The organism is Streptomyces sp. SGAir0957, from assembly GCF_043523415.1.
In genome coordinates this window covers 2487265-2502345 of the sequence record NZ_CP027293.1, presented here as the reverse complement: position 1 = coordinate 2502345, position 15081 = coordinate 2487265, and the positions used below count along the sequence as shown (strand labels likewise).

The following is a 15081-nucleotide window of genomic DNA, read 5'->3' as shown; positions in this document are numbered from 1 at the left end:
CGCCACTGCCTCCGTGACACCGGAACGGTCCATGAGGGACCGTCATCTCGGTCAGGCGCCGCCTGTGCCGGCTCCGCCGCCGGGACCCTTGCCGAATACCTGGTCGATCTCGGACAGCTCCACGATCGGCTCGCCCGCCGGGGCCACGGCCACACCCTTCCTGGTGCTGCGCCGCCCGCGCCGCTCGATCCAGGTGGCGAGGCCCGACAGGGACAGACACATGGCGATGTAGATCGCGCCGACGACGATGACGACGGCGGTGATCGGGTTCTCCCCGTTGACGATGATGTTGTTGGCCATCGTGCGGGCCGCGAACAGCAGCTCGTCGTACGTGATGATGTAGCCGAGCGAGGTGTCCTTCAGGGTCACCACGAGCTGGCTGATCATCGTCGGCAGCATCGCGCGGACGGCCTGCGGCAGCTGCAGCATCGTCATCACCTGGGGCTTGCGCAGCCCCAGCGCGTACGCCGCCTCGACCTGGCCGCGCGGTACGGCGTTGATGCCCGCGCGGATGATCTCGGCCTGGACGCAGCCGTTGTAGACGGTCAGGCCGATGACGAGGGCCCAGAAGGCGGAGTTGTCGCCGACGACCCCGAGGTTCTCCTTGTAGGTGAGGAAGAGCACCCACAGGGCGTAGATGGTGATCAGCAGCGGAATCGCGCGGAACAGCTCGATGAAGCCGGTCGCGAACCAGCTGACCGCCTTGTGGTCCGAGAGCCGGGCCACCGCGAGGAGCAGGCCGAGCACCAGGGAGAGCACACCGGCGACGGCGAACACCTTGAGGGTGGTGAGGACACCGTCACGGATGTTGGCGCGGACACCCGCGTTGTTGAAGATGTTCCAGACCTCGGGCTCCAGCTGGCCCGTGACGTTCATCCGGTACAGAGTGAACGCGATGACGCCGAGCACCGCGACGGAGCCGACGATCGTGTAGATCCGGTTGCGCACCTGGGCCTTGGGGCCGGGTGCGTCGTACAGGACGCTCGAACCACTCATCGTGCGACCCCCATGCGGCGCTCGAGCAGCCGGAAGAGACCGCTGATGGCGAAGGTGATGATCAGGTAGCCGAGGGCCACCCACAGGAAGATCCAGCCGATCGCGAAGCCCTTGTCGCTCAGCAGCTTCTGGACGCCGAAGAGTTCGGCGACGCTGAAGGCGCCCGCGATGGCCGAGTTCTTGGTCAGCGCGATGAAGATCGAGCTGAGCGGCGGCAGGACGGTCCGCGTGGCCTGCGGCAGGATGATCATGCGCAGGGTCTGCGAGAAGGTCATGCCGATCGAGCGCGCGGCCTCGGCCTGGCCGAGCGGCACCGTGTTGATGCCGGAGCGGACGGCTTCACAGACGAACGCCGAGGTGTAGCAGCCGAGAGCGAGCAGCGCCTTGGTCCACGGGTTCAGGCCCGGCAGGAAGATGACCGGGATGACGAACCAGACGACCAGGAAGAGCAGCGTCAGGGGCGTGTTGCGGAACAGCGTGACCCACGCGGTGCCGAACAGGCGCAGGGGCGGTACGGGGGAGACACGGAAACCGGCGATGATCACGCCGAGGACCATCGCCAGAAGTCCGCTGGCCAGGGTCAGCAGGACGGTGCCTATGAACCCCTCGCGGAACTCCGGGAGATAGTCGAGCAATACGTTCACGGGGATGTCCTCGTGGGCGGCGGACGGGCGACGGGGGAACGGGCGACAAGGGTCCGCGCGGCGGGCGCGTCGCAAGGACGCGCCCGCCGCGGCTACGGAACCTCAGGCGCTGATCAGTAACGCTCCAGGGCCGGCGGCTCGGTGTACGCGGAGCCGGACAGGCCGAGCGTCGCGTCGTACGCCTTCTTGTAGTCGCCGTTCTTCTGGTGCGCCTCGATGGCGTCGTTGACCGCGTCGCGCAGCGCCTTGTCGTTCTTGCCCATGCCGACGCCGTACGGCTCCTTGGTGAAGGGCTTGCCGACGACCTTCAGCTTCTCCGGGCGCTGGGCGGCGTAGCCCTTGAGGATGGCGTCGTCGGTGGTGACGGCGTCGACCTCGTTGTTGAGCAGCTGCTGCACGCACTCGGAGTACTTGGACAGCTCGATGGTCTTCGCGCCGTACTTGGGCTTCTTGATCTCCTGGAGCGGGGTCGAGCCCTTGATGGAGCAGACCGTCTTGCCCTTGAGCGAGTCCGGCCCGGTGATGGCCTTCTCGTCCTTGCGCACGAGGAGGTCCGCGCCGGCCAGGAAGTACGGGCCGGCGAAACCGACCTGCTTCTTGCGCTCGTCGTTGATCGTGTAGGTGCCGACGTAGAGGTCGACCTCGCCCTTGGAGATGGTGGTCTCGCGGACGTTGGAGTCGACCGTCTTGAACTCGACCTGGGACGGCTTGAAGCCGAGGTCGGCGGCGACCATCTTGGCGATCTCGATGTCGAAGCCGGAACGCTTGCCGTCCGTGTCCTCGAAGCCGAGGTAGGGCTGGTCGTTCTTGGCGCCGACGACGAGCTTGCCGGCCTTCTGCGCCTTGGTCAGGGTCGCCGAGTCGACCTTGACGTCCGTCTTGACCTCGTAAGTGGGCAGCTTCGGCTGGTTCTTGCCGCCGGTGGTGCCGGCGGGCTTGTCACCGGCGTTGCCGGACTCGCCGCCACAGGCGGTCGCGGTCAGGGCGAGCACGGCCAGGGTCGCCACCGCGGCGGATTTGCGGAGCTTCATGGTGAACATCCTTAATGTCGGCAGATTCGGCAGGGGGCCAGGAGAACTAGTGGTGCAGGATCTTCGACAGGAAGTCCTTGGCCCGGTCGCTGCGCGGGTTGCTGAAGAACTGGTCGGGGGCCGACTCCTCGACGATCCGGCCGTCCGCCATGAAGACGACGCGGTTGGCGGCCGAGCGGGCGAAGCCCATCTCGTGCGTGACCACCACCATCGTCATGCCGTCCCGGGCGAGTTGCTGCATCACCTCGAGGACCTCGTTGATCATCTCCGGGTCGAGCGCCGAGGTCGGCTCGTCGAAGAGCATCACCTTCGGGTCCATCGCCAGCGCCCGCGCGATGGCGACACGTTGCTGCTGGCCGCCGGAGAGCTGCGCGGGGTACTTGTCCGCCTGCGCGCCGACACCGACCCGGTCCAGAAGGGCCCGGGCCTTGTCCTCGGCCGTCTTCTTGTCCGCCTTGCGGACCTTGATCTGGCCGAGCGTCACGTTCTCGAGCACCGTCTTGTGCGCGAAGAGGTTGAAGGACTGGAACACCATGCCCACGTCCGCACGGAGCCTGGCCAGTTCCTTGCCCTCCTGGGGCAGTGGCTTGCCGTCGATCGTGATGGCGCCGGAGTCGATCGTCTCCAGGCGGTTGATCGTGCGGCACAGGGTCGACTTGCCCGAGCCCGAGGGGCCGATGACGACGACGACCTCACCTCGCGCGACGGTCAGGTCGATGTCCTGGAGCACGTGCAACGCTCCGAAGTGCTTGTTCACTTCGCGCAGCGCGACCAGCGCGTCGCCCGCAGGGGGAGTGGCGTCCTTGGTCACCGAAACTTCGGTCATCGGGGTCTTGCTCCATCCTCCTCGGTTGGGAGGACAGTAAAACGCCATGCGACCAGCGTCATTACATCTGAGGGGAAATTGAGCATAACGATCCGGCCGCAAGCGGACACTATGGGTGAAGGGGACGCGGCGCCGCGTACCGGCTGCATAACGGAACCCGGCCGGGGCCGGGAAGCCCTTGACGGCGTCCGCGTGTATCGGCGTGGATGCCCTGGTGAACCCGGAGGGGCCGGGGAGTGACCGGGGTGCGGAAGGGGGCCGGAATGAAACTGTTGCTCGTCGAGGACGACGACCATGTGGCCGCGGCCCTGTCCGCCGTCCTGGCCAGGCACGGCTTCACGGTGCGCCATGCGCGCAACGGCGAGGAGGCGCTGCAGGCGCTCGTCCCCGAGCCGGACGTCTTCGGCGTCGTGCTGCTCGATCTCGGCCTGCCCGACCAGGACGGCTACGAGGTCTGCGGCAAGATCCGCAAGCGCACCGCCACCCCGGTGATCATGGTGACCGCGCGCGCGGACGTGCGCTCCCGCATCCACGGCCTCAACCTGGGCGCCGACGACTACGTGGTCAAGCCGTACGACACGGGTGAACTCCTGGCCCGTATCCACGCGGTGAGCCGGCGCACCGCGGCCGGGGAGAGCGCGCCCGCGGCCGAGACCGGGCTGCGCCTCGGCGGTGTCCACATCGAACTGCCCACCCGGCAGGTGACGGTGGAGGGCACGGTCGTCCAGCTCACCCGCAAGGAGTTCGACCTGCTCGCCCTGCTCGCGCAGCGGCCGGGCGTGGTCTTCCGGCGGGAGCAGATCATCAGCGAGGTGTGGCGCACGAGTTGGGAGGGGACGGGGCGCACCCTGGAGGTGCACGTCGCCTCCCTGCGCTCCAAGCTCCGTATGCCCGCCCTCATCGAGACCGTGCGCGGCGTCGGCTACCGGCTCGTCGCGCCGGTCGCCTAGCGGACCCCGGAGAGTCCCCGGGTGCGCGCCCGTCTGCTTCCGCTGCTCATCGTCCTCATGGCGGGCGTCCTGCTCGCGCTGGGTTTCCCGCTCGCCGTGAGCGTGGCCTCCGCCCAGCAGCAGAAGGTCGTCGTCGACCGCATCGACGACACGGCCCGGTTCGCCTCGCTCGCGCAGTTCGTCACCACCCGCTCCGACGAGGAGCGGACGGCCGACGGGAGCGAGGCGGACGTGGAGATGGGGGCGGACGAGCGGCAGCAGACGCTCCAGAAGGAGATCACCCGCTACTACGACGTGTACGGCATACGGGCGGGCGTCTTCTACCGCGACCGGAAACCGATGGGCCGGGCGCCCACCGACTTCCGCGTGCCCCTGACGGGCCAGGTGCGCGCCGCGTTCGACGAGGCGCTGTACTCGCGCGGCAGCCACGATCCGCCCCAGGTGTGGCCCTGGCAGCGGGGCCGCATCGTCGTCGCCTCGCCGGTCATCCGCGACGGCGACGTGGTCGCGGTCGTCGTCACCGACTCACCGACCGGCGCCATGCGCTCCGCGACGCTGCGCGGCTGGCTGATCATCGCGGCGGGCGAGATCGCCGCGATGCTCCTCGCGGTGGGCGCCGCCCTGCGCCTGACCGGCTGGGTGCTCCGCCCCGTACGCATCCTGGACGCGACCACGCACGACATCGCGACCGGGCGGCTGAAGTCACGGGTCGCGGCGGCCGGCGGCCCGCCGGAACTCCGGCGCCTGTCCCGTTCGTTCAACGAGATGGCGGACAACGTCGAGGACGTGCTCGAACAGCAGCGCGCCTTCGTCGCCGACGCCTCGCACCAACTGCGCAACCCGCTGGCCGCCCTGCTGCTGCGCATCGAGGTCCTGTCCTACGAACTGCCGGAGGGGAACGAGGAGATCGCGTCCGTACGGGCCGAGGGCAAGCGCCTCGCCCGGGTCCTCGACGACCTGCTCGACCTGGCCCTGGCCGAGCACGCCGCCGCCGACCTCCAGCTGACCGACATCGGGGAGCTGGCCGCCGAGCGCGTCGAGGCGTGGCGCCGGGCCGCCGACGAGAAGGGGGTGCGGCTCGTCGCCGAGTGCCCCGCGGCGACCGGCTGGGCCGACCCGATCGCGCTGTCCAGCGCCCTGGACGCGGTGGTCGACAACGCTCTGAAGTTCACGCCCCCGGGCGAGACCGTCACCGTCACGGTCGCGGCCAACGGGGAGACGACCGCCGTCGAGGTCGCCGACGGCGGCCCCGGTCTGCGCGAGGAGGAGCTGGCGCGGATCGGCGACCGGTTCTGGCGCAGCGGACGGCACCAGAACATCAAGGGCTCGGGCCTCGGCCTGTCCATCTCCCGGGCGCTGCTCACGGCGGGCGGCGGCTCGATCGCGTACGCGCCCCGCGAACCGCACGGGCTCCGGGTGACGGTGCGCGTACCGCGCTCGGCGCCGCCCCGGTGAGCCCGCCCCGGGGTCAGGGCTTGACGGAGCGGTAGTAGCGGCGTGCGCCCTCGTGCAGCGGGAGCGGGTCCGTGTAGACGGCGGTCCTGAGATCGACGAGCTGGGCGGCGTGCACCTGGGTGCCGATGTGGTCGCGGCTGTCGATGACCGTGCGCGTCACCGCCTCGGTCAGCTCGGGGCTGGTGCGGTCGGTGGTCACCAGGAGGTTCGCGACGGCCAGCGTGGTGACGGCCTCGCCCCGCTGGGCGTCCGGATAGGCGTCGGCGGGCATCACGGCCGCCCGGTAGTAGCGGGAGGACTCGCCCTGCTTGTGCAGCGCCTTGACGAGGCTGCCCATCTCGACAAGGCGGACCGGGAACTCCTCGGACAGGGTGCCGACGTGGCCGGTGGGCAGGCCGCCGGACCAGAAGAACGCGTCGATCTGCCCCGCCTTGAGCGCCTTGGGCATGGCGTCTATGCCGATGCCGACGGGCGTGATGTCCCGGTTGATGTCCAGGCCGGCCGCGCGCAGCACCTTGTCGGCGATCAGGCGCACCCCGGACCGGTCGCCGCCCACGGCGACCTTCAGGCCGCGCAGGTCGGCGACCTTCTTCACGGGCGACGAGCGGGCCACCACGAGCTGCATGTAGTCGTCGTAGAGGCGGGCGCAGCCGCGCAGCCGCAGGGCGCCGGGCCGGTCCTCGTACTGGTACTTGGCGACCGCGTCGGCGGCGGCGATGGTGAAGTCCGCCTTGCCGGTGGCCACCCGCTCCACGTTGTCCCAGGACCCCTCGCTGCCGGTCAGGTTCACATCCAGCCGGGGAAGGTCGCGGGAGAGGGCCGTCTTGAGCAGGTTGCCGTACTTCTCGTAGACGCCGGTACGGGCGCCGGTGCTGATCGTGACGCGTCCGCTCTGCCCCGAACCGCCCAGCGGCAGGAGCCACCACAGCAGCAGCGCGGACACCACGATCCCCGCGGCGGCGCCCATCAGGGCGTGGCGGCGGGTGACACGGGTCAGCGAGGGCGGCATGGCGCGATCCTGCCAGGTCGGCCCCGGACTGACCAGGCCCGGCGGCCGGGCCCGCGCCCCGGTCCCGTCCCCTCCCGCCCCGGGTGCGGTGAGCGTCGGCCCGCACCCCGCGGGCACCCTTTCGCACCCTGTGAGGAACCGTCCCGCGTACCCCATACCCTTGTTGTCATGAGCAGCAGTGACCCGCGTCCGGCCGTGGACGGCCGTTCAACCGAAGCCCCCAAGACTTACGAGGTGCGCACCTACGGGTGCCAGATGAACGTCCACGACTCCGAGCGCTTGTCCGGCCTCCTGGAGGGCGCGGGCTACGTCCGCGCCCCCGAGGGCTCCGACGGCGACGCCGACGTGGTGGTCTTCAACACCTGCGCCGTCCGCGAGAACGCCGACAACAAGCTCTACGGCAACCTCGGCCGCCTCGCGCCCCGCAAGACGCAGCGCCCCGGGATGCAGATCGCCGTCGGCGGCTGCCTCGCCCAGAAGGACCGCGACACCATCGTCAAGAAGGCGCCCTGGGTGGACGTCGTCTTCGGCACGCACAACATCGGCAAGCTGCCCGTCCTCCTGGAGCGCGCCCGCGTCCAGGAGGAGGCGCAGGTCGAGATCGCCGAGTCCCTGGAGGCGTTCCCCTCCACGCTGCCCACCCGCCGCGAGAGCGCGTACGCGGCCTGGGTGTCGATCTCCGTCGGCTGCAACAACACCTGCACCTTCTGCATCGTCCCCGCCCTGCGCGGCAAGGAGAAGGACCGCAGGACCGGCGACATCCTCGCCGAGATCGAGGCCCTGGTCGCCGAGGGCGTCAGCGAGATCACCCTGCTCGGCCAGAACGTGAACGCGTACGGCAGCGACATCGGCGACCGCGAGGCGTTCAGCAAGCTGCTGCGCGCCTGCGGGCAGATCGAGGGCCTGGAGCGGGTGCGCTTCACCTCCCCGCACCCGCGCGACTTCACCGACGACGTGATCGCCGCCATGGCCGAGACGCCGAACGTGATGCCGCAGCTGCACATGCCGATGCAGTCCGGCTCGGACACCGTCCTCAAGGCGATGCGCCGCTCGTACCGCCAGGAGCGCTTCCTGGGCATCATCGAGAAGGTCCGCGCCGCCATGCCGCACGCGGCGATCTCGACCGACATCATCGTGGGCTTCCCCGGCGAGACCGAGGAGGACTTCGAGCAGACGATGCACGCCGTGCGCGAGGCCCGCTTCGCCAACGCCTTCACCTTCCAGTACTCCAAGCGCCCCGGCACCCCGGCCGCGACCATGGAGGGCCAGGTCCCCAAGGAGGTCGTCCAGGAGCGCTACGAGCGCCTCGTCGCCCTCCAGGAGGAGATCTCCTGGGAGGAGAACAAGAAGCAGGTCGGCCGCGTCCTGGAGCTCATGGTCGCCGAGGGCGAGGGCCGCAAGGACGGCTCCACGCACCGCCTCTCCGGCCGCGCCCCCGACAACCGCCTCGTCCACTTCACCAAGCCCGACGGGGAGGTCCGCCCCGGCGACGTCGTCACCGTGGAGATCACCTACGCGGCCCCGCACCATCTGCTCGCCGAGGGCCCGGTCCTGAACGTGCGTCCCACGCGCGCGGGCGACGCCTGGGAGCGCCGCACCAAGGAGCAGCAGGACAAGAAGGCGGGCGTCCTGCTCGGCCTGCCCAAGATCGGCGTGCCCGAGCCGCTCCCGGCGGTCACCGGGGGCTGCGCTGTCGACTGAGCGCACGGCACGGCGCGCGCGACGGGCCGCCCAGTAAGCTGCTGATCATGCTTGTCGCCGCAGCCGTGTGCCCCTGTCCTCCCGTGCTCGTCCCCGAGGTCGCGGCAGGTGCCGCGCCCGAGCTGGACGCCGCGCGGGAGGCGTGCGACGAGGCGCTGAGCGCGCTTCTCGCGGCCGCCCCGCAGCGGGTCGTGGTCGTCGGCCAGGGCACGCGTGACGCGCGCCACGAGGCGGGCTCCCGCGGCTCCTTCCGCCCCTTCGGCGTCGACGTCGAGGTGGCTCTCGGCGCCGCACCGGGGTCCGGAGCTCCCGTGCTGCCCCCGTCCCTGAGCGTCGGCGCGTGGCTGCTCGCGCGGGTGGGCTGGGAAGGCCCCGTGCTGGGCCTGGAGGTGGCACCGGACCGCTCCGGGCCCGCCACCGACGTCACGGACCTCGCCTCCCCGGCCGACCGCGTCGGCCTGCTCGTCATGGGCGACGGCACCGCCTGCCGCAGCGTGAAGGCCCCCGGCTACCTGGACGAGCGGGCCGAAGGCGTCGACGCGCGGATCGCCGAGGCCCTGCGCACGGGCGACCGGGACGGCTACCTGGCCCGCCTCGACGCCGGTCTCGCCGCCGAGCTGAAGATCTCCGGCCGCGCACCCTGGCAACTGCTCTCCGCGGCCTGGGCGGCGGGCCACGACGCGGCCTGGGGAGCGGGCCACGACGCGACCTTGGCGGCGGACCGCGACGGCGACAAGGGCACGAGCCGCCTCCTGTACGAGGACGCGCCCTACGGCGTCGGCTACTTCGTGGCCTCCTGGACATAGCCCGCTCTGGGCCATGAGAAAACGGCGACGGCCGCGAAGCTCCCCTGGCTTCGCGGCCGTCGCCGTGCGCGGTGAACAGCAGGGGGCGGCGTCAGGACGCCTTCGGGGGAGAGGGCGGAGCGCCGCCGTCCTTGCCGTCCGGCGCGGAAAGCCGGTCCAGAGCGTCCTTCGCCTTGCTCGTGCCCTGCTGGATCTGGTCGCTGTACTTGCCCTTGGTCCTGTCGTCGACCGCCTTGGCGGCCTTGTCCAGGCCCTGGTCGATCTTGTCCCCGTGCTGCTGCGCGAGTCCGGAGACCTTGTCCTTGGCAGGACCGAGCTTGGCTTTCAGGGTGTCCAGGAAGCCCATGGATCCACCTTTCTTCGCGGAACCTACTTGCGGGCGCTCTCGCCGGCCGTCTCACTGTCGGCGGCCTGCTCCGCGGACTGCTGCTGCGGAATCTCCACGTTCTCCGGCGAGGCCGCCTCGGCGGCCCTGTCGTCACCGGCCTCCGAGGGCTCCGCGGCCTTCTGCTCGGCCGCGGCGGCCTCGGAGGCGCCGGTGGCGCCGGTGGCGCCGGACGGAGCCGCGGCGCCCTCCGCGCCCGGCTCGCCCTCCGTACCGTCCGCTTCCGGCTCGTCGGTCACCGTGGCCGTCGGCTCCTCGGCGGCCTGCGCCGCGTCACTGTCCTTGGCTTTCCGACGAAACATGGAAAAAACGCCCATTTCAACTCCATACGTTACTCGTGTGGGCGAAATCCCGCCCAGCCCGGTGCGTCCCATTGCGTCGCCCGGGTCACCGGTCCTGGAAACCGGCGGGTGGGACCTCGCAACAGGCAACGACCCCGGACCCGTGGCGTCACGTAGCTCGTTCGAGAAGCAGGCCCCGAGTTTGCGAGACTGGGGCGGTGAGTAGCGCAGCTCCCGCCCCGCGGGTCATCGCCGTCGTCGGTCCGACCGCGGCCGGAAAGTCAGATCTCGGCGTCTTCCTCGCCAAGGAGCTCGGCGGCGAAGTCGTCAACGCCGACTCCATGCAGCTCTACCGTGGGATGGACATCGGCACCGCCAAGCTGACGCCCGAGGAGCGCGCGGGAATCCCGCACCACCTCCTGGACATCTGGGACGTCACGGAGGCCGCGAGCGTCGCCGAGTACCAGCGGCTCGCCCGCGCCGAGATCGACCGCCTGCTCGCCGAGGGCCGCTGGCCGATCCTCGTCGGCGGCTCCGGGCTCTACGTCCGCGGCGCCGTCGACAAGATGGAGTTCCCCGGCACCGACCCCGCGATCCGCGCCCGCCTGGAGGAGGAGCTGGCGCTGCGCGGCTCCGGCGCCCTGCACGCCCGGCTCGCCGCCGCCGACCCCGAGGCCGGCGCCGCAATCCTGCCGAGCAACGGCCGCCGTGTCGTGCGCGCCCTCGAAGTCATCGAGATCACCGGAAAGCCGTTCACGGCCAACCTGCCCGGACACGACTCGGTCTACGACACCGTCCAGATCGGTGTCGACGTCGCGCGCCCCGAACTCGACGCACGCATCGCCACGCGCGTGGACCACATGTGGGAGGCCGGTCTCGTCGACGAGGTGCGCGCGCTCGCCGGGCGCGGCCTGCGCGAAGGACGTACGGCCTCGCGCGCCCTCGGCTACCAGCAGGTACTCGCCGCGCTCGCCGGTGAGTGCACCGAGGACGAGGCGCGCGCGGAGACCGTCCGCGCCACCAAACGCTTCGCGCGCCGCCAGGACTCATGGTTCCGCCGCGACCCGCGCGTGCACTGGTTGAACGGGGCCGTGGCCGAACGCGGGGAACTCAGGGGCCGTGCCATGGCGTTGGTCGAACGACCGGTCACAGCCTGATCACGTGATGGCATCGGGACGCTCCGGCCGTCATCCTGGCCTTCCCGGCCGTGCCATCATCGACCAACGATCGACCAGTGGAGTCCGAAGTAGGAGGGCGCGTGGCGATGGAGGCCGGCCCTCGTGACACCGCACCGGGCGGGGAACAGTTGAGCCCCGACGGTCCAGAGGCGACCCCGGACGGCGTGATCGCCGACGGGCCCACCGCCGACGAACTGGCCGCGCAGGACGAGGCGGCGGAAGTCGAGATCGAGCTGCGCCCGCAGCGCAGACTGCGCATCTGGCAGCTCGCCCCGATCGTGATGCTCGCCACCATCGGCTCGCTGATGTTCGCGTTCCCGCTCTTCTTCGAGTTCGGCGACGGCGGCGCGGTCGTCGCCATGCTGGGCCTGCTGATCAGCTCGTGCGCGGCCGGCTGGGGCATGATGGCCGCCCGCCGGGTGGGCTACACCCTGCCGGGCCTCCCGCCCCGCGGCTCGGGCCGCTGGCCGGACTGGCGCGTGGTCGGCGCCTATGTCGTCGTGGTCGCGGCGGTGGCGGTCCTGGCCGTCTGGCGCGTGGCCCGGCTGCGCTGACCGCGCCGCCCGGAGTGCCGGACCGATCTCGTACGATCGTGAGATGACCACCTTCCTCAAGGGCCATGGGACGCAGAACGACTTCGTGATCATCCCGGACGCGGAGAACGGCATCGAGCTGTCCCCCGCCGCGGTGGCCGCGCTGTGCGACCGCCGCGCCGGTATCGGCGCCGACGGTGTGCTGCACGTGGTGCGCTCCGCCGCCCACCCCGAGGCGCGGGCGATGGCGGCCGAGGCCGAGTGGTTCATGGACTACCGCAACGGGGACGGCTCGGTCGCCGAGATGTGCGGCAACGGGGTGCGGGTCTTCGCCCGCTACCTCCAGCGCGCCGGACATGTGGGCGAGGGCGATGTCGCCGTGGCCACGCGCGGCGGCGTCAAGCACGTCCACATCGACAAGGAAGGCCTGATCACGGTCGGGATGGGCAAGGCGGAGCTGCCCGCGGGCGACGTCACCGTCTCCGTCGGCGAGCGCACCTGGCCCGCGACGAACGTGAACATGGGCAATCCGCACGCCGTCGCCTTCGTCGGCGATCTGGCGCACGCGGGCACGCTGTACGACGCGCCCCCGTTCGCCCCGGCGAGCGCCTACCCGCACGGGGTCAATGTCGAGTTCGTCGTCGACCGGGGCCCCCGGCACGTCGCCATGCGCGTGCACGAGCGCGGCTCCGGCGAGACCCGTTCCTGCGGCACCGGCGCCTGCGCGGTGGCCGTCGCGACGGCCCGAAGAGACGGCCTGGACCCCGCTGTGACCGGGGCCCCGGTGACATACGAGGTCGATCTGCCCGGCGGCCGGCTCACCATCACCGAGCGGCCGGGCGGCGAGATCGAGATGACCGGGCCCGCGGAGATCGTGGCCGAGGGGGTGCTCGACGCGGACTGGTTCGCGTCGCTCTCCGCCCCCGCGGTCGAACAAGCAGGCCGACAAGGCGAAACCGTAAACCTGTGAACTGTCGCTCGAATGGGTGATCCGTTTCACGCTGGGCGAGAGCTGGACTGTGGCACGTGATGGGCTCGGTAGCATCAAGCACCGGTCCGGACGGGTGCCCCCGCCAGCCCGCCGCCGGGTCGAGAAAGCCGGAGGTGCTCATGAGTGCGGAGGCGACCAACCCCGCCATGCCAGGGGCGATCACGCCCGGAGCACCCCGCAGGCGTGGCCGGCCCCGGATCGATCTGCGCCGCATCGGGCGCGCCGCGCTCCTCGGCCCCACCGGCCGTGACCGGCTCCCCGACGCGATCGGGCACGTCGTCGAGGCGCACCGCGCGCACTATCCGGACGCCGACCTCGACGCCCTGCACCGTGCCTACGTCCTCGCCGAGTCCTCGCACCGCGGCCAGATGCGCAAGAGCGGCGAGCCCTACATCACGCACCCGCTCGCGGTCACGCTGATCCTCGCCGAACTCGGCGCGGAGAACACCACCTTGACCGCCTCGCTGCTGCACGACACCGTCGAGGACACGGACGTCACCCTCGACCAGGTGCGCACGGAGTTCGGCGAGGAGGTCGCCTACCTCGTCGACGGCGTCACCAAGCTGGAGAAGGTCGACTACGGCGCCGCCGCCGAGCCCGAGACCTTCCGCAAGATGCTGGTCGCCACCGGCAACGACGTACGCGTCATGTCGATCAAGCTCGCCGACCGCCTGCACAACATGCGCACCCTCGGCGTCATGCGCCAGGAGAAGCAGGAACGGATCGCCAAGGTCACCCGCGACGTCCTCATCCCGCTCGCCGAGCGCCTGGGCGTCCAGGCGCTCAAGACCGAACTCGAGGACCTTGTCTTCGCGATCCTCCACCCTGAGGAGTACGCGCGCACCCGCACCCTCATGGCGGAGAACGCGGTACGCGCGGACGACCCGCTCGCCGCGATCGCCGAAGAGGTGCGCGGTGTGCTGCGCGAGGCGGGCCTGAGCGCGGAAGTGCTTATCCGGCCGCGCCACTTCGTCTCCGTGCACCGCGTCAGCCGCAAACGCGGTGAGCTGCGCGGCTCCGACTTCGGCCGCCTTCTCGTCCTCGTCCAGGAGGACGCGGACTGCTACGGCGTCCTCGGCGAACTGCACACCTGTTTCACGCCGGTGGTCTCGGAGTTCAAGGACTTCATCGCCGTCCCGAAGTTCAACCTGTACCAATCGCTGCACACCGCCGTGGCCCGCGGCGACGGCGAGGTCGCCGAGGTCCTCATCCGCACGCACCAGATGCACAAGGTGGCGGAGGCGGGCGTCGTCGCCCTCGGCAATCCGTACACGCCGTCCGGCGAGGAGCAGAGCGACCCCGCCGACGAGGGCGCCGAGCGCTCCGACCCCACCCGGCCCGGCTGGCTCTCCCGCCTCCTCGACTGGCAGGAGTCGGCGCCCGACGCCGACATGTTCTGGTCGACCTTGCGCGAGGACCTCGCCCAGGACCGCGAGATCACCGTCTTCCGGCCCGACGGCGGCACCATCGGCCTGCCCGCGGGCGCCAGCTGCGTCGACGCCGCCTACGCCCAGTACGGGGAGGACGCGCACGCCTGCATCGGGGCACGTGTCAACGGCCGCCTGGCGACCCTCGGCACGGTCCTCGTCGACGGCGACACCGTGCAGCTCCTCATGGCCCGCGCGGAAGGCGCCGCCGCCTCCGAACCGTCCCGCGACTGGCTCGACCACGCCCGTACGCCCGCCGCCCGCATCGCCATCAGGCGCTGGCTGGCCGCCCACCCCGAGGGGCCCAGCGCCCCCGAGGCGGCGCCACGCGCCCCGTACAGCGGCCCCTCCGCGCGCCCCTCGACGGCCAACGCCGTGGTCGACCAGCCCGGCGCCACCGTGCGCCTGGCGGGCTGCTGCACGCCCGTGCCGCCCGACGAGATCACCGCGTTCGCCGTCCGCGGCGGCGTCGTCACCGTGCACCGGGTCGAGTGTCCCGGCGTGACCCGGATGAAGGACGCCGGGCGCGCGGAGGTCGGCGTGCGCTGGGCGGACGCGGCGACGTCCGAGTACCGGGTCACGCTCGTCGCCGAGTCGTTCAGCCGCCCCCACCTCCTCGCCGACCTCACCGAAGCCATAGCGCTCGAGGGCGTCGCCATCATCTCGGCGAACGTCGAACCGCCCACCCAGGGCGGCGTCCGGCACACGTACACCCTCCAACTCCCCGACGCCGCCCACCTCCCTGGCCTCATGCGGGCGATGCGGAACGTGCCGGGGGTGTACGACGTGGGGCGCGCCCAGCACACCGCCGCGGGGGCCGTCTGACCTCGCCCGGCGCCCCCGGGGACCTCGTTCGGGTGGCAGTGGC

General features: G+C 71.2%; 15 protein-coding genes. 8 read left to right on the top strand and 7 right to left on the bottom strand.

Annotated features, from left to right (window positions below; translation table 11 throughout):
• Positions 1-51: 51 nt before the first annotated feature.
• The 4 genes from C1N81_RS16095 to C1N81_RS16080 form a co-directional block, all read right to left on the bottom strand.
• Positions 52-996, bottom strand: a complete 945-nt coding sequence (locus C1N81_RS16095; RefSeq protein WP_394429680.1) for an amino acid ABC transporter permease — start codon at positions 994-996, stop codon at positions 52-54.
• Positions 993-1640 carry an amino acid ABC transporter permease gene (locus C1N81_RS16090; RefSeq protein ID WP_356491110.1) on the bottom strand — a complete coding sequence of 216 codons (648 nt, stop codon included), beginning with the start codon at positions 1638-1640 and terminating at the stop codon, positions 993-995. The genes C1N81_RS16095 and C1N81_RS16090 overlap by 4 nt, the downstream gene beginning before the upstream one ends.
• Before the next feature lie 113 nt (positions 1641-1753).
• Positions 1754-2671 (bottom strand): glutamate ABC transporter substrate-binding protein, encoded by a 918-nt coding sequence (locus tag C1N81_RS16085; protein WP_394429678.1) that lies wholly within the window; start codon positions 2669-2671, stop codon positions 1754-1756.
• Positions 2672-2717: 46 nt separating this feature from the next.
• Positions 2718-3497 (bottom strand): amino acid ABC transporter ATP-binding protein, encoded by a 780-nt coding sequence (locus C1N81_RS16080; protein ID WP_394429676.1) that lies wholly within the window; start codon positions 3495-3497, stop codon positions 2718-2720.
• A 263-nt stretch (positions 3498-3760) separates the two neighbouring features.
• On the opposite strand from C1N81_RS16080, the gene C1N81_RS16075 reads away from it, so the two are divergent.
• Positions 3761-4447, top strand: coding sequence for a response regulator transcription factor (locus C1N81_RS16075; RefSeq protein ID WP_394429674.1), 687 nt, complete (start codon positions 3761-3763; stop codon positions 4445-4447).
• 21 nt (positions 4448-4468) lie between these two features.
• Positions 4469-5902, top strand: coding sequence for a sensor histidine kinase (locus C1N81_RS16070; RefSeq protein ID WP_394429672.1), 1434 nt, complete (start codon positions 4469-4471; stop codon positions 5900-5902).
• Positions 5903-5915: 13 nt separating this feature from the next.
• On the opposite strand, the gene C1N81_RS16065 is transcribed toward C1N81_RS16070, so the two are convergent.
• The gene (locus C1N81_RS16065) at positions 5916-6911 is read right to left on the bottom strand and encodes a TAXI family TRAP transporter solute-binding subunit (RefSeq protein WP_394429670.1); all 996 of its coding nucleotides are present in this window, start codon (positions 6909-6911) and stop codon (positions 5916-5918) included.
• 168 nt (positions 6912-7079) lie between these two features.
• Between C1N81_RS16065 and miaB the strand changes: the two genes are divergently transcribed.
• Both miaB and C1N81_RS16055 read left to right on the top strand, forming a co-directional pair.
• Positions 7080-8612, top strand: a complete 1533-nt coding sequence (gene miaB / locus C1N81_RS16060) for a tRNA (N6-isopentenyl adenosine(37)-C2)-methylthiotransferase MiaB (protein WP_394429668.1) — start codon at positions 7080-7082, stop codon at positions 8610-8612.
• A 47-nt stretch (positions 8613-8659) separates the two neighbouring features.
• Positions 8660-9418, top strand: coding sequence for a class III extradiol dioxygenase subunit B-like domain-containing protein (locus C1N81_RS16055; protein WP_394429666.1), 759 nt, complete (start codon positions 8660-8662; stop codon positions 9416-9418).
• A gap of 91 nt (positions 9419-9509) precedes the next feature.
• Here the strand turns inward: C1N81_RS16055 and C1N81_RS16050 are convergent, their stop codons facing one another.
• Together C1N81_RS16050 and C1N81_RS16045 are read right to left on the bottom strand one after the other, a co-directional pair.
• Entirely contained in the window at positions 9510-9764 is a 255-nt protein-coding gene (locus C1N81_RS16050; RefSeq protein WP_394429665.1) for an antitoxin, read from the bottom strand.
• Between the two features lie 23 nt (positions 9765-9787).
• Positions 9788-10105: a hypothetical protein gene (locus C1N81_RS16045; protein WP_394429663.1), complete on the bottom strand. Its 318-nt coding sequence runs from the start codon at positions 10103-10105 to the stop codon at positions 9788-9790.
• A 197-nt stretch (positions 10106-10302) separates the two neighbouring features.
• Here C1N81_RS16045 and miaA point away from each other — a divergent pair, with 197 nt between their 5' ends.
• The 4 genes from miaA to C1N81_RS16025 all read left to right on the top strand — a co-directional run bounded on the left by miaA (position 10303) and on the right by C1N81_RS16025 (position 15038).
• Positions 10303-11241: a tRNA (adenosine(37)-N6)-dimethylallyltransferase MiaA gene (gene miaA / locus C1N81_RS16040; protein WP_394429661.1), complete on the top strand. Its 939-nt coding sequence runs from the start codon at positions 10303-10305 to the stop codon at positions 11239-11241.
• Positions 11242-11348: 107 nt separating this feature from the next.
• Positions 11349-11816, top strand: a complete 468-nt coding sequence (locus C1N81_RS16035) for a hypothetical protein (protein ID WP_394437987.1) — start codon at positions 11349-11351, stop codon at positions 11814-11816.
• 43 nt (positions 11817-11859) lie between these two features.
• The gene (gene dapF / locus C1N81_RS16030) at positions 11860-12765 is read left to right on the top strand and encodes a diaminopimelate epimerase (protein ID WP_394429659.1); all 906 of its coding nucleotides are present in this window, start codon (positions 11860-11862) and stop codon (positions 12763-12765) included.
• Between the two features lie 140 nt (positions 12766-12905).
• The gene (locus C1N81_RS16025) at positions 12906-15038 is read left to right on the top strand and encodes a RelA/SpoT family protein (RefSeq protein ID WP_394429657.1); all 2133 of its coding nucleotides are present in this window, start codon (positions 12906-12908) and stop codon (positions 15036-15038) included.
• Positions 15039-15081: the final 43 nt, after the last annotated feature.

What these genes read in the sequence shown, in the direction of transcription:
- C1N81_RS16095 (WP_394429680.1), bottom strand. Translation starts at nt 996, where the DNA reads ATGAGTGGTTCGAGCGTCCTGTACGACGCACCCGGCCCCAAGGCCCAG.
- C1N81_RS16085 (WP_394429678.1), bottom strand. Translation starts at nt 2,671, where the DNA reads ATGAAGCTCCGCAAATCCGCCGCGGTGGCGACCCTGGCCGTGCTCGCC.
- C1N81_RS16080 (WP_394429676.1), bottom strand. Translation starts at nt 3,497, where the DNA reads ATGACCGAAGTTTCGGTGACCAAGGACGCCACTCCCCCTGCGGGCGAC.
- C1N81_RS16075 (WP_394429674.1), top strand. Translation starts at nt 3,761, where the DNA reads ATGAAACTGTTGCTCGTCGAGGACGACGACCATGTGGCCGCGGCCCTG.
- C1N81_RS16065 (WP_394429670.1), bottom strand. Translation starts at nt 6,911, where the DNA reads ATGCCGCCCTCGCTGACCCGTGTCACCCGCCGCCACGCCCTGATGGGC.
- miaB (WP_394429668.1), top strand. Translation starts at nt 7,080, where the DNA reads ATGAGCAGCAGTGACCCGCGTCCGGCCGTGGACGGCCGTTCAACCGAA.
- C1N81_RS16055 (WP_394429666.1), top strand. Translation starts at nt 8,660, where the DNA reads ATGCTTGTCGCCGCAGCCGTGTGCCCCTGTCCTCCCGTGCTCGTCCCC.
- C1N81_RS16050 (WP_394429665.1), bottom strand. Translation starts at nt 9,764, where the DNA reads ATGGGCTTCCTGGACACCCTGAAAGCCAAGCTCGGTCCTGCCAAGGAC.
- C1N81_RS16045 (WP_394429663.1), bottom strand. Translation starts at nt 10,105, where the DNA reads ATGTTTCGTCGGAAAGCCAAGGACAGTGACGCGGCGCAGGCCGCCGAG.
- C1N81_RS16035 (WP_394437987.1), top strand. Translation starts at nt 11,349, where the DNA reads ATGGAGGCCGGCCCTCGTGACACCGCACCGGGCGGGGAACAGTTGAGC.
- dapF (WP_394429659.1), top strand. Translation starts at nt 11,860, where the DNA reads ATGACCACCTTCCTCAAGGGCCATGGGACGCAGAACGACTTCGTGATC.
- C1N81_RS16025 (WP_394429657.1), top strand. Translation starts at nt 12,906, where the DNA reads ATGAGTGCGGAGGCGACCAACCCCGCCATGCCAGGGGCGATCACGCCC.